Annotated in this window: 8 protein-coding genes; 3 read left to right on the plus strand and 5 right to left on the minus strand. The window is 72.2% G+C overall.

All coding sequences use genetic code 11. The annotated features are described in order from the left end of the window. Positions 1 to 87 precede the first annotated feature (87 nt). The 3 genes from QQM39_RS13480 to QQM39_RS13490 all read left to right on the plus strand — a co-directional run bounded on the left by QQM39_RS13480 (position 88) and on the right by QQM39_RS13490 (position 5,998). On the plus strand, positions 88 to 825 hold the full coding sequence (locus QQM39_RS13480) for a response regulator transcription factor (RefSeq protein WP_003997964.1): 738 nt from the start codon (positions 88 to 90) through the stop codon (positions 823 to 825). Further along, positions 822 to 1,928, plus strand: a complete 1,107-nt coding sequence (locus tag QQM39_RS13485) for an ATP-binding protein (RefSeq protein WP_301996943.1) — start codon at positions 822 to 824, stop codon at positions 1,926 to 1,928. Before QQM39_RS13480 ends, QQM39_RS13485 begins: the two co-directional genes overlap by 4 nt. 281 nt (positions 1,929 to 2,209) lie before the next feature. Then, the gene (locus tag QQM39_RS13490) at positions 2,210 to 5,998 is read left to right on the plus strand and encodes a multifunctional oxoglutarate decarboxylase/oxoglutarate dehydrogenase thiamine pyrophosphate-binding subunit/dihydrolipoyllysine-residue succinyltransferase subunit (protein ID WP_301996944.1); all 3,789 of its coding nucleotides are present in this window, start codon (positions 2,210 to 2,212) and stop codon (positions 5,996 to 5,998) included. Positions 5,999 to 6,080: 82 nt separating this feature from the next. Here QQM39_RS13490 and QQM39_RS13495 read toward each other — a convergent pair whose 3' ends face one another. The 5 genes from QQM39_RS13495 to QQM39_RS13515 all read right to left on the minus strand — a co-directional run bounded on the left by QQM39_RS13495 (position 6,081) and on the right by QQM39_RS13515 (position 13,881). Continuing rightward, positions 6,081 to 10,466, minus strand: coding sequence for an SAV_2336 N-terminal domain-related protein (locus QQM39_RS13495; protein WP_301996945.1), 4,386 nt, complete (start codon positions 10,464 to 10,466; stop codon positions 6,081 to 6,083). Then, positions 10,466 to 11,497: a MoxR family ATPase gene (locus QQM39_RS13500; protein ID WP_301996946.1), complete on the minus strand. Its 1,032-nt coding sequence runs from the start codon at positions 11,495 to 11,497 to the stop codon at positions 10,466 to 10,468. The genes QQM39_RS13495 and QQM39_RS13500 overlap by 1 nt, the downstream gene beginning before the upstream one ends. Positions 11,498 to 11,525: 28 nt before the next feature. Next, entirely contained in the window at positions 11,526 to 12,455 is a 930-nt protein-coding gene (locus QQM39_RS13505; protein WP_301996947.1) for a hypothetical protein, read from the minus strand. Positions 12,456 to 12,529: 74 nt separating this feature from the next. Next, entirely contained in the window at positions 12,530 to 13,471 is a 942-nt protein-coding gene (locus tag QQM39_RS13510) for a trypsin-like peptidase domain-containing protein (protein ID WP_301996948.1), read from the minus strand. 2 nt (positions 13,472 to 13,473) lie between these two features. After that, positions 13,474 to 13,881, minus strand: a complete 408-nt coding sequence (locus QQM39_RS13515; protein WP_301996949.1) for a CU044_2847 family protein — start codon at positions 13,879 to 13,881, stop codon at positions 13,474 to 13,476. Positions 13,882 to 14,049: the final 168 nt, after the last annotated feature.

The raw sequence follows: 14,049 nt of genomic DNA on the forward strand, positions 1-14,049 counted from the left end.
ATTCAAGCGTCAATCGCAAGCATGCGCAGGCATAGCCAGATAGCGGGATCACCCCACGGATTCCGGAAAGCAACTTTGGGGCGGGCGATGGAGCAGACACACACCTCCCACAACGGCACGGCGGCGACTCCCGGCGCTCAGCGCCGGGTCCTCGTGGTCGAGGACGATCCGACCATCGTGGACGCCATCGCGGCCCGTCTGCGCGCCGAGGGTTTCCTCGTGCAGACCGCGGGCGACGGTCCGGCGGCCGTCGACACGGCCGAGGCCTGGCAGCCCGATCTGCTGATCCTCGACATCATGCTGCCGGGCTTCGACGGCCTGGAGGTGTGCCGCCGGGTGCAGGCCCAGCGGCCGGTACCGGTGCTGATGCTGACCGCGCGTGACGACGAGACCGACATGCTGGTCGGGCTCGGCGTCGGCGCCGACGACTACATGACCAAGCCGTTCTCGATGCGGGAGCTCGCGGCACGCGTGCACGTGCTGCTGCGCCGCGTCGAGCGGGCCGCGCTGGCCGCCACGACGCCGCGCTCGGGCATCCTGCGCCTCGGTGAGCTGGAGATCGACCACGCGCAGCGGCGGGTGCGGGTGCGCAGTGAGGATGTTCACCTCACCCCGACCGAGTTCGACCTCCTGGTGTGCCTGGCGAACACCCCGCGCGCGGTGCTCTCCCGTGAGCAGCTGCTCGCCGAGGTGTGGGACTGGGCGGACGCCTCCGGCACCCGCACGGTCGACAGCCACATCAAGGCGCTGCGCCGGAAGATCGGCGCCGAGCGGATCCGTACGGTGCACGGCGTGGGCTACGCCCTGGAGACCCCGACGCCATGAGCGACGGGCCGGCCGCGCGGAGAGGCCCCGGGGAGCCCTGGGGCGGCGTACGTCCGTTCTCGATCAAGACCAAGCTGGGCGCGCTGGTCATCATCGCGGTGCTGATCACCACCGGCCTGTCGATGATCGCCGTGCGTACCCAGACGGAGCTGCGCTTCATCACGGTCTTCTCGATGATCGCCACCCTGCTCATTACGCAGTTCGTGGCGCATTCGCTCACCGCGCCGCTGGACGAGATGAACGCGGTGGCCCGGTCCATCTCGCACGGCGACTACACGCGCCGGGTGCGGGAGAACCGCCGGGACGAGCTGGGCGACCTGGCCGAGACGATCAACCGCATGGCCGACGAGCTGGCGGCCCAGGACCAGCAGCGCAAGGAGCTGGTGGCGAACGTCTCGCACGAGCTGCGCACCCCGATCGCGGGCCTGCGGGCCGTCCTGGAGAACGTGGTCGACGGCATCGCCGAGGCCGACCCCGAGACGATGCGCACGGCGCTGAAGCAGACCGAGCGGCTGGGCCGGCTCGTGGAGACGCTGCTGGACCTCTCCCGCCTGGACAACGGCGTCGTACCGCTGCGCTTGCGGCGCTTCGAGGTCTGGCCGTACCTGTCCGGCGTGCTGAAGGAGGCCAACATGGTCGCCTCCGCGCGCGGGGGCATGGCGTCGGGCTCCGGCAGTCACACCCGCACGGACGTCCATCTGCACCTCGACGTCTCCCCGCCGGAGCTGACCGCGCACGCCGACCCCGAGCGCATCCACCAGGTCGTCGCCAACCTCATCGACAACGCGATCAAGCACAGCCCGCCGCACGGCCGCGTGACGGTCAAGGCGCGGCGCGGGGCGTATCCGGAGTCGCTGGAGCTGGAGGTCCTGGACGAGGGTCCGGGCATTCCGCGGTCGGACTGGCACCGGGTCTTCGAGCGGTTCAACCGGGGCGCCGTGATCCGGCCGCACGGGCCGGGCAGCGACGGCGGTACGGGGCTGGGGCTGGCGATCGCACGCTGGGCCGTCGATCTGCACGGCGGCCGGATCGGAGTGGCCGAATCCGAGCGGGGCTGCCGGATTCTTGTCACACTTCCAGGGCAGCCATCTTTGCCAAGTTGACGTAAAGTTCGAAGCGGAGCACCAAGATCCACGTGCGTCCCGGCTGACGGACACGTGTGATCAGGCAGAGCCCCGCGCCCTCGGCGTGCCGGGCCGCGGTCGCGCCTTCCCAGCTGAAGCGGAACCACGCTTGTTTCCCGCCATTTCCAGGCACGAAACACGCTTTCCGATGTGACTTACGCGACGATGACCTTGCTCAGCCTGACCTTCCCGGCCATAGGGGCGTAGCCTTTATTCCCGCTGTCCATCACCTTGTGAAGCGGAAGAGGGCGGTTGCCGCCGTGTCGCCACAGTCCCCCAGTAACTCGAGCATCTCGACCGACACCGACCAAGCGGGCAAGAACCCCGCGGCCGCGTTCGGTGCGAACGAGTGGCTCGTCGACGAGATCTATCAGCAGTACCTCCAGGACCCCAATTCGGTAGACCGAGCCTGGTGGGACTTCTTCGCCGACTACAAGCCGGGGGCGCCCGCCGCCCCGGCTCCGGCGGGTACTGCGGCCGCGGGGGCCGCAGAGACCACCACCGCTCCAGCGGCTCCCGCCGCCCCGGCTGCTCCGGCCGCGCCTGCCGCTCCGTCGGTCCCCGCGCCGGCTCCCGCGGCCGCCGCGCCCGCCGCCCCGGCTCCGGCCCCGGCTGCGGCGAAGCCCGCCCCGGCCGCCAAGCCCGCTCAGCCGAAGAAGGCCGAGCCCGCCGCAGCCGCCGACGGTCCCGAGTACGTGACGCTGCGCGGCCCGTCCGCCGCGGTCGCGAAGAACATGAACGCCTCGCTGGAACTGCCCACGGCCACGTCCGTGCGCGCGGTGCCGGTGAAGCTGCTCTTCGACAACCGCATCGTCATCAACAACCACCTCAAGCGCGCCCGGGGCGGGAAGATCTCCTTCACGCACCTGATCGGCTACGCGATGGTGCAGGCCATCAAGGCCATGCCGTCGATGAACTGGCACTACGCGGAGAAGGACGGGAAGCCCACCCTCGTCAAGCCGCCGCACGTCAACTTCGGCCTGGCCATCGACCTGGTGAAGCCCAACGGCGACCGCCAGCTCGTCGTCGCCGGCATCAAGAAGGCCGAGACGCTGAACTTCTTCGAGTTCTGGCAGGCCTACGAGGACATCGTCCGCCGCGCCCGCGACGGCAAGCTGACGATGGACGACTTCACCGGCGTGACGGTCTCCCTGACCAACCCCGGCGGCCTCGGCACCGTCCACTCCGTGCCGCGTCTGATGCCCGGCCAGTCGGTCATCATGGGCGTCGGCTCCATGGACTACCCCGCGGAGTTCCAGGGCACCTCCCAGGACACCCTGAACAAGCTCGGCATCTCGAAGGTCATGACGCTCACGTCGACCTACGACCACCGGGTCATCCAGGGCGCCGCCTCGGGCGAGTTCCTGCGCGTCGTCGCGAACTACCTCCTCGGCGAGAACGGCTTCTACGACGAGATCTTCGAAGCCCTGCGCATCCCCTACGAGCCTGTCCGCTGGCTCAAGGACATCGACGCCTCGCACGACGACGACGTCACCAAGGCCGCCCGCGTCTTCGAGCTGATCCACTCCTACCGGGTCCGCGGCCATGTCATGGCCGACACCGACCCGCTGGAGTACAAGCAGCGCAAGCACCCCGACCTGGACATCACCGAGCACGGACTCACCCTCTGGGACCTGGAGCGCGAGTTCGCGGTCGGTGGCTTCGCCGGCAAGTCGATGATGAAGCTGCGCGACATCCTCGGCGTGCTGCGCGACTCGTACTGCCGCACCACCGGCGTCGAGTTCATGCACATCCAGGACCCGAAGCAGCGCAAGTGGATCCAGGACCGCATCGAGCGCTCGCACTCCAAGCCGGAGCGCGAGGAGCAGCTGCGCATCCTGCGCCGGCTCAACGCGGCGGAGGCCTTCGAGACGTTCCTGCAGACGAAGTACGTCGGCCAGAAGCGCTTCTCCCTGGAGGGCGGCGAGTCGGTCATCCCGCTGCTGGACGCGGTCCTCGACTCGGCCGCCGAGTCCCGCCTGGACGAGGTCGTCATCGGCATGGCCCACCGCGGCCGCCTGAACGTCCTCGCCAACATCGTCGGCAAGTCGTACGCCCAGATCTTCCGTGAGTTCGAGGGCAACCTCGACCCGAAGTCGATGCACGGCTCCGGCGACGTCAAGTACCACCTGGGCGCCGAGGGCGTGTTCACCGGTCTGGACGGCGAGCAGATCAAGGTCTCGCTGACCGCCAACCCCTCGCACCTGGAGGCGGTCGACCCGGTCCTCGAAGGTGTCGTCCGCGCCAAGCAGGACGTCATCAACAAGGGCGGCACCGACTTCACGGTCCTGCCGATCGCCCTGCACGGCGACGCGGCCTTCGCGGGCCAGGGTGTGGTCGCGGAGACCCTGAACATGTCGCAGCTGCGCGGCTACCGCACCGGCGGCACGGTCCACATCGTCATCAACAACCAGGTCGGTTTCACGGCGGCGCCCGAGTCCTCGCGCTCCTCCATGTACTCGACCGACGTGGCCCGCATGATCGAGGCCCCGATCTTCCACGTGAACGGCGACGACCCGGAGGCCGTGGTCCGCGTCGCGCGGCTCGCCTTCGAGTTCCGCCAGGCGTTCAACAAGGACGTGGTGATCGACCTCATCTGCTACCGCCGCCGCGGTCACAACGAGTCGGACAACCCGGCCTTCACCCAGCCGCTGATGTACGACCTGATCGACAAGAAGCGCTCGGTGCGCAAGCTCTACACCGAGTCCCTCATCGGTCGCGGCGACATCACCCTGGAAGAGGCCGAGCAGGCGCTGCAGGACTACCAGGGCCAGCTGGAGAAGGTCTTCACGGAGGTCCGCGAGGCCACCTCGCAGCCGGCCGCCGCGGAGCCCTCGGACCCGCAGGCCGAGTTCCCGGTCGCCGTGAACACCGCGGTGACCTCGGAGGTCGTCAAGCGGATCGCCGAGTCCCAGGTCAACATCCCCGACCACATCACCGTCCACCCGCGTCTGCTGCCGCAGCTGCAGCGCCGGGCGTCGATGGTCGAGGACGGCACCATCGACTGGGGCATGGGCGAGACCCTCGCGGTCGGCTCCCTGCTGCTGGAGGGCGTCCCGGTCCGCCTGGCCGGCCAGGACTCGCAGCGCGGTACGTTCGGCCAGCGCCACGCGGTCATCATCGACCGTGAGACGGGCGAGGAGTACACGCCGCTGCAGTACCTCTCCGAGGACCAGGCGCGGCTGAACGTCTACAACTCCCTGCTGTCCGAGTACGCGGCGATGGGCTTCGAGTACGGCTACTCGCTGGCCCGCCCCGACGCGCTCGTGATGTGGGAGGCCCAGTTCGGCGACTTCGTCAACGGCGCCCAGACGGTCGTGGACGAGTTCATCTCGTCGGCCGAGCAGAAGTGGGCGCAGACCTCCGGTGTGGTCCTGCTCCTGCCGCACGGCTACGAGGGCCAGGGCCCGGACCACTCCTCGGCCCGCCCGGAGCGGTTCCTGCAGCTCTGCGCGCAGAACAACATGACGGTCGCGATGCCGACGTCCCCGTCGAACTACTTCCACCTCCTGCGGTGGCAGGTGCACAACCCGCACCACAAGCCGCTGGTCGTCTTCACCCCGAAGTCGATGCTGCGTCTGAAGGCCGCCGCGGCGAAGGCGGAGGAGTTCACGACCGGGCAGTTCCAGCCGGTCATCGGCGACGCGTCGGTCGACCCGGCCGCCGTCAAGAAGGTCGTCTTCTGCGCCGGCAAGGTCTACTACGACCTCGAGGCCGAGCGGAAGAAGCGCGGCGTCACGGACACGGCGATCCTCCGCATCGAGCGCCTGTACCCGCTGCCGGGTGCCGAGATCCAGGCCGAGATCGCCAAGTACCCGAACGCCGAGAAGTACCTGTGGGCCCAGGAGGAGCCGGCGAACCAGGGTGCGTGGCCGTTCATCGCGCTCAACCTGATCGACCACCTGGACCTGGCGGTCGGCGCGGACGTCCCGCACGGCGAGCGCCTGCGCCGCATCTCGCGTCCGCACTCCTCGTCCCCGGCCGTCGGTTCCGCCAAGCGGCACCAGGCCGAGCAGGAGCAGCTGGTGCGTGAGGTGTTCGAGGCCTGAGCCTCTGACACCGGGTGACCGACGGAACCGGCCCCGACGCCTCGTCCGAGGTGTCGGGGCCGGTTCCTTGTCCCAGCCGTCCTCAGAAGAGCGAGTGCCCGAGGGGCGGGTCGTAGAGGACCGCGAGGCCCCGGGCCCAGGCGTGAGCGGGGGCGTCCTGGTCGGCGCGCAGCAGGCGGACCCGTTCGAGGAGGTCCGCCACCGTACCGGCGGTGGACACCAACTCGGCGGCCCGGGCATGGAACTCCGCGCAGTCGCGGTGGTCGTCGCCGCGCCGCCACAGCACCAGTCCGTACCCGCCGCCCAGCGCCGCCTCCAACGCACCGGTTCCCCTGCCGGTGCTCAGCGACCCGCAGTGGACCGGCACGGTCGCCAGGGGCGCGAACAGCAGCTCGGCGTGCGGGTCCCGGCCGGACTCGTGTACGAGGGACAGGGGCCGCAGCGGGCCGTTGCTGACGCCGGCCCAGCGGAATCGCCGTGATGCCTCGTCGTCCTGGTGGAACAGGCTTTCCCGCTCCAGCGCCACACTGACCCGGCAGCGCTGCCCCAACCGCTGGTGTGCGGTCTCCCATTCCTCGAACGGCTCGTCGAGCAGGGGACCGGGCGGCACGACGAAGACGACGTGTGCCCGCTCACCGTGCGCCTCGCTGAACCTGACGGCCGCCTCGAACTCGCTGTGGCGGTACGCCGACAGGGGCGAGGGCCATCCGCCGGAGCTCTCCTGAACGGTCCGCAGGTCCTCCCCCGCCCGGCGGCACAGCCGCCAGCCGTGCCCGCCGGGGGCCTGGACCAACTCGACGAAGATGTCCGAACGGGCAAGTGACCGCCCCTTGTTCAGGACGCCGAGCACCTGTCGCCGTGCCTCCCCGTCGAGACACCTGAAAGCCACATCCTCCGTCCACCCCCGCAGTTCGACCAGCGCCCGGTGGTCCTCCCCATGGCCCGCCCCGAGGCGATGGGCCCAGATGTGCGCGGCGCACAGCGCGATGACCTCCAGTCCCTGGCCGTACGCGGCCAACAGCCGCAGCCCGTCCCCCCAGTCGCGCGGCGCCTCGTCCACCTCTACGCCTGCCAGTTCCAACGGGCCTCGCGCCTCATCGCGGCAGGACGGTGGGGTGAGGGCCGCCACGATTCCGTACAGGCGGGTGCGCAGCGCCGGAGTGAGGGCCGCGGGGCTGTCCCCCGTCTCCTGCGCGAGGCTCTCCTGGACCGCGGGCCAGCTCCCGGCGTGGTCCAGGCGGCCGAGGTGGTACCGGTCGTGTGCGCGCATGATGTCGTGCCACAGGCGTGCCGTCGGCTCGGATGCCTCGAACCGGGCACGCAACGCCCCCATGGACGCGAAGACCATGCTCCGCGGGGGGCCGGGCGGGCCCAGCCAGGCCAGGCCGACGGCCGTCCCGAGATTCCGGTCGATGACGGGGCCGCCGACAGCGGACGGCGGCAGGTCGATGCCGGGCACCCGGAACCCGGGACCGAACGCCTCGGCCACTTCTCCCGTGCCGGTCCAGCGCGCCAGCCGCATCGGCAGGGCGCGCAGCCCCTGCACCAGTACCTCGCTCGGTCGCGGCCCCGGATCGGCGAGCCACACGCATTCGTGCTCGACCCCCTCGGGGAGCCGCACGAGCGCCGGTCGGGGTTCGACGGGCCCGGCCGTGTCATGGACCAACTGGCCGGGGAGCCTGCGTCCGTCGTCCAGGGTGACCACGACCGTGTCCGCTTCGCCGAGTACGTCCGCCGCGGTCAGCACCCATCCCGGCGCCACCAGCACACCGCAGCCGGTGTGCGTCTCGGCCGTGCCGTCGGCGCTGAGGCCCACCACACAGCGGTGGGTCAGTGCGTCCAACCGGTGCACGGGACTCACGTACGCGGTCGGCACCGGCGTCCGGTCCACCGCCCGTGCCAGGGCCGCCGGATGGTCGGCACAGGCCTGGGCCCGCGCCTCGGCCTCCCCCCGGGACACGTGCAGCATCCGCATGAGGTAGGCGACCGAGTCCTGGCGGGACAGGGCACCGACGGGAACGACACGGCAGCGGGGCGAGTCGGGCACCGCTCGTGCCGTGACCAGCACCTGGGTGTGCGCGGTGAGTTCGGTCAGTGCGTCGAGGTCCTGGCCGTCCCAGTCGTCGACGACCCACAGGAGGCTGTCCGGCTTCGAGCGCCGCCGCACGGATCCGGGGTGGTCGCCCGACGCCGTCCACCGCACCTCGTCGTAGTCGTCCCCGAACCGATGCACGTACTCGACCGCCATCGCGGTCTTGCCGACGCCCGGTTCGCCGCTCAGGACGAGGACGGCTCCGGCCCGCCGGGCCTGCCGCAAGCGCTCGGGCAGGGCGTGGAGCTGGTCGCCACGTCCGGTGAAGTACGGGTCTCGCGCGGGCACCTGCGCCTCGTCGGCCCTCATCGCTCGGGGGAATCGCGTCGCCCCTGCCCGACGACGTGTGACCGAGCCCCCGATGTCGAGGTCGAGCGCCTCGAGCAACAGCTCCTCGGCCTCCGCCTCACCGACCGCGTCCAAGGCCGGAGGGAAGCCGGGCCAGCTCTCCTCCGTCAGCCGCATCCCGAGGGCGACCAGGGCGAAGAGGCCGGGCCTTCCCTCCCCGACCAGGTACAGCGCGTCCCACCACTCGTCAGGTCGACGGACACCGGGCTGGAGCAGCGCCTCGCTCAGCATCACCAGCACCCGTCCGGCGGGCGGACGCGTCACACCCAGGTCGCGCACGGTCGCCAGGGCGTCGACCAGGTCCCGGTACGGCCCCGGATCCCACCGCGTCTCGACGACCTCCATGCCGTACGAATTCAGCACCCGCCCGGCCCAGGCCGCCCACGGCCGGTCGTAGCCCGCGTAGAGGATGGTGCAGCGCACGGGAGTCACGGGCTCCTCCAGAGGTGCCGTCCTGCGTTGCCGCTCCTCCGGCACCGCCACCTCACCCCCGTACCGCCGCACCACCATCCGCGACACCTCGGCGAACGCCCCCGGTACGCCCGCCTCGGCACCCCTCGGCAGCTCGCCGCCGGTGAGCAGGGCGTGGGCCAGGGCGGGGAAGTTGCGGGCCCGCCGGCCGAAGTGCCGGTCGACGTAGTCGCCGCAGTGCTTCAGCACGAGCAGGGCGTCGCCGAGGGGCAGCAGGTTCAGGAGCTGTTCGCGCGCCCCCGGCAGGAACTCGTACCAGTCGTCACGCCCGCCCCTGCGCAGCAGCCCGCTCAGGATCACCTCCGCGAGCACGGCCGGGCCGGTCGCGGGCAGCATGGCACGCTGGACGAGCTGCATCACCGGGATGGTGAGCGGTACGGCGGACAGGAGCACGGCGAGCTCGACGGCGTGGTGGGAAGCGGTCGCGCGGAAGACGGTCAGCGGCTCCTCGGCCGGCTCACGGCGCCCCGCCCGGTCACGCTCCGGTGCGGTGTGGTCCGCGCGGACCCAGGCCGCGGCGGCCGACAGGGTCACTCCCGTGCTGCCGGACAGCAGCCTCGCCCAGGTGCCGAACGCCGCGCCGGTCAGGCCGAGCACCGGCACGGGCAGCGCGCCGGCCGGCGAGGGGGCGGGGGTGAAGTCCATGCGCGCGCCCAGGCCTTCACGGCGGCGCAGGGTTCCGGGGAGCGCGGGCAGGTGGGTGCGCTGCCACATCCGCTGGGGCAACGGCTGGACGACGGCGACCGGCGCCGCCTGCGCCCAGTCGTGGAGGAGTCGCTGCATGCGGCCGTCGCGCCAGAGCGGCCCCGCGCAGTCGCTGAGGACGAGGGTCAGCTGATGGCCGGTCGGGTCGCGCAGCTGCTCGGCGGGGCGCGGCGCACGGTCGCGGCGGCGCGAGGGGGCGACGAGGAGGGCGCCGTCGGGGCCTTCGTGGACGTAGTGGACGAGCACCTCGCGGAAGGCGCCGGTGCCCGCGCAGATCTGGCTGAGCTCGCTGAGGGCCTTGTCCCAGACGGGTGTCGACGTCGAGGCGTCCATCAGCAGCCGCAGCCGGGCCTGGCGGCGGACGACAGGCGTGCGGACGGGCAGCAGCAGGCCGGTCTCCGCGGCGCGTTCCGCGGTGGCCTGTTCGTCCAGCCGGTGGGCGACGGCGCGGACCGGTGGGTGGTAGCGCTGGAGCGGCAGCAGGGCGCGCTGGAGCCGGAGGGAGCGGGGCAGGGCGGTGGCCGCGGGGACGCGCACGCGGATGAAGGAGTCGCCGAGCGGGGGCGTCGTGGCGCGCGGCCCGGAGGGCGTGGGGTCCGGATACAGGCGGGCCCGGTCGGACTCGGAACCGGCGGGATCCCGCTGTTCCGGAGTCGGTCGCCGGGCGGGCGGGGGCTCGTCGTCCGCAGGGGCCGGGTGGGGCCGCGGGGGTGACTCGGGCGGGGCCGTCGGCTCGACGGGGGTCACATGGCGGGCCAGCCACAAGGCCTCCGCGAGTTCGCGGGCGGAGGGCTCGGCGCCCAGTGCGCGCAGCCGTTCGGCCAGCCTGCCGATCGCGCCCCCGGCACTCATCAGCGCGCTCCGTGGTCGCCGTGGTCGAGCGGGCGCATCAGCAGTTCGGCCAGCCGCTGCCGGTCCGGGTGGGCGGTGCGCAGTGACTGCTGGGTCAGGTAGACGGCGTTGAGAAGCTGGTCGGCGGCGCGCAGGGAGCCGGGGCTGCTCTGCAGGAAGTGCTGGATCAGCGTCTCGTACTCCGCTGCGTCCCCGTCGCCGAAGTGCGCGCTGACCATGGCGGCCAGGCGGTCGGCGCCCGCGCGGTCGTTCGTCGGCGAGGGCAGATCGAGGTGGACGCAGCGACGCAACAGCGGGGCGGGGAAGTCCCGTTCGCGATTGCTCGTCATCACGACCACCGGGAAGGCGCGGCAGCGTACCTTGCCGTCGGTCACCGCGGCTCGGCCGCCGTCGTCGGTGAGCACCTCGGCGGTCGGTTCCACGCGGGCGATCCGCTGCAGCTCGGGGATGGTGAACTCGCCTTCCTCCAGCGCGTTCAGCAGGTCGTTCGGCAGGTCGATGTCGCTCTTGTCGAGCTCGTCCACGAGCAGCACGCGCGGCCGCGCGTACGGAAGCAGGGCGGTGCCCAGGGGCCCGAGGCGCACGTACTCCCCGATGTCCGTGCCGGCCCGCTCGCCGAGTTCCCTGGCCATCTGGATGTCCTGGAGCCGGGCGATGGCGTCGTAGCTGTACAGACCGTCGCGCAGAGTGGTCCGGCTGACGATGGGCCAGTGGAGCACGCGGCCGAGGCCGAGTTCATGGGCGAGGGCGTGCGCGAGGGTGGACTTGCCGGAGCCGGGGTCGCCGGTGACGAGCAACGGCCGGCGCAGGTGCAACGCGGCGTTGACCAGGTCCAGTTCCTCGGCGCGCCAGGCCGGGGCGCGGGTGCCGTGGCTGCCGAGGCGGCGGGTGGACTCGGTGCCCAGGGGCGGTACGTCGGTCAGCGGCGGGCCGCCGTCGAAGTCACGCCAGGGCGGTGGGGCGGGCAGCCGGGTGATGCCCGCGTGGGGCTCGCCCGAGCCTGTGAAGACGTACCAGTCGGGGGTTGTCACGGGCCCTCCTCGGGCTGTTCGCGTCGGTTCAGGGCGAGTTCAGGGGCTCGTCGCAGCGTGGGACGGGGCGCTGCGGATCGTCGTAGAGGAGGGCCAGCGGCTCGGCCCACTCCGCTTCCTCGTCGCACTCGCCCATGCGTTCGCGCAGTCGGCGCAACGCCTCGGGGAGCGCCACGGCGCGGCCGGTGCGGCGCAGCAGCTTGGCGGTGTGTTCGCGCAGGTCCACACATTGCTGCCCGCAGCCGTACGTGTGCTGGACGCCGCGGGCCCACAGGGCGAGTCCGTAGCCCGCGTCGATCGCCTCCTGGAGGGCCTCGATGCTTTCGGCCGCGGTCCGGCACAGCACGGGCACGGCGGGGCCGGGGGCCGACTCCAGGGTGGTGCGCGCGTACGCGGGCGGGTTCAGCGGAAGGGCCTCCAGGCCGCCTTCGTCGAGGGCCCGCCAGCGCTCCCGCCAGGCCTGCGCGGACGGGCCGCGGCTGTGGCCGAGGTACCGGAGCACAACCTGCCGGTGCACGCCGAAGGGACGCTCGGCGGGGTGCAGGCGGTAGCTGCGGACGGCGGTCTGGGGCCGCCAGAAGTCCACGTCCATGTCGAAGTGCTCGACAGGCAGGGCGACTTCGAGCCGGGCTCGTCGGTGGGGGGAGTCGAGCAGCTGGAACGCCTTGCCCAGGGGCGCTCTCAGCTCGTTCTGCAGCGCGGTCAGCGGTACGCCCTCCATGCCGTCGGACTCGGCCAGGGAACTGGTCGTCCCGGATCCGCCGGGCCAGATCCACACCCGCCAGTGGAACCGGTCGGCGGGGTGGAAGGCGTCGGGCTCCAGTACGACGGTCACCACCGGGTTCCGCCCGTCGTCGCCCTGGGACCGAGGCGGGGGTGCCGCCGCGCGCGCCGGCGTCCGGCCGCCCGACAGCTTGTCCTTGAGCAGCCCCCGCTCGCCGTCCGGCAGCGTCTCCACCCGTTCCCGCAGCCAGTCCTCCAGGGCGGCGACGGGTGCCGGGCAGTCCTGGGCGCACCCCTGGGCGACGAGGGTCAGATAGTGCAGGAAGGCGATGTCGGCCCGCTCGCTGCGGTCGTACAGCCAGCCGTGGCCGTCGCGCCAGTCGCGCGGCGGTGGCGCCCCCGCCAGTGCGGCTCGATGTCGAGGACGACCTTGATGAGCCGTTGGAGGGTGTCCGTCCCCTCGGGCAGCGGCAGATCCGCCAACAGAGCGCAGGCGGTGGCGCCGTCCGACGGCCGCCACACGCGCGCGTGCGGCGCGGCCAGCCGCTCCTGCGCGGCGACCCAGCAGGTGCGGCGGGTCGCGTGGTCCCGATGGCGGTCGTGGTGCCACTGGTCGTGGGCGCGGATGAGGGCGTGGTACGGGTCGGGGCCCAGTTCGTCCCCGCCGTCCAGGGCGATCGCCTCGCCGAAGCCCCGCAGGGCGGTGGCGGCGACGGCGAGGCCGCCGTCCCGGCCCCTGCGGCGGGCCTTGACGACTCCGGCGACCACCCCGTGCAGCCGGTCCAGGACGGGGCCGCCGGAGGCGCCGTGCGGTATCTCGCTCTCCGGCCCCAGGGTGACGCCGTAGTCGCCGTCGGTGCCGCTCACGAGGCAGCGGCCGCTCCACGTCTCGGGGCCGCCCGACCGTGCGCGCCAGCCGAACGCGGTGATCTCGTGCGGCCGGTCGTAGCGGTCGGTGAGCCGCACGCATGCGTGCGGCACGTCGTCCAGCAGCCGGAGCAGGACGAGGTCCTGCTCGGGGTCGACGCGGGAGCCCAGCCAGTAGGCGGGCCGGGCGCGGACCGCTCCGTGCTCGCCCGAGACCCGTAACGGCCCCTTCCGCTCGCCGTCCTCGCCGAGGCGCAACACGTGCGCGCAGCTGAGCACCCAGCCGGGCGCGACGAAGAACCCGCTGCCCCACAGCACGTCGGGATCACCGGCCGGCCCCAGGCGTACGGTGGCCCCGCGTGTCAGGTCTTCCAGTTCGGACACGGTCAGGCTCCGCCGGCGCCGGTGCCTTCTCCGCTCGCTGTGCCGTCCCCGGTCCGCTGGGTGCCGCGTCCGTCCAGGTGCCAGGTCAGCGTCACCGAGATCGCCGCCTTCGCCTCGCCGTCCGCGAGGAGGGCCACGGCCTTGCCGGGCTTGGCGGCGAGTTCGACGCCGAACGTGGCGCTGATCTCGTCCGGCCCGGCGGCCCGGCCCGCCGCGAGGACGGCACCGCCGACGCCCGTGACGAGCTCGTTCAGCTGCTCCACCCGGGCGGAGAGCTGATCGAGGGCGCCGACGTCGTCGTAGGCGAACTCCTCCTCGTCGCCGGGAAGGTCGTCGGCCCTGAGGATTCCGACCCTGGCGAGCACCGTCTGCCCTCCGGGCAGCTCGATCTCCTGGATCCTCCGCTCCATGGCTCCCCCGCACTCCGGGGCAACTCCCCTGTGCCCCTGACCGGTTGGCGCTTTCTTCACGCCTGCGGACATTGTGCCCGCCACGCGCGCGTGGCGTGCGGAAACGCAGTGGTACGACCCGGGTCCCGGGCCACATAACCTGGAGACGTACGACCCGTGGCCCCAGGC

The sequence above is a fragment of the Streptomyces sp. DT2A-34 genome, from assembly GCF_030499515.1.
In the GTDB taxonomy this organism is placed as follows: domain Bacteria; phylum Actinomycetota; class Actinomycetes; order Streptomycetales; family Streptomycetaceae; genus Streptomyces.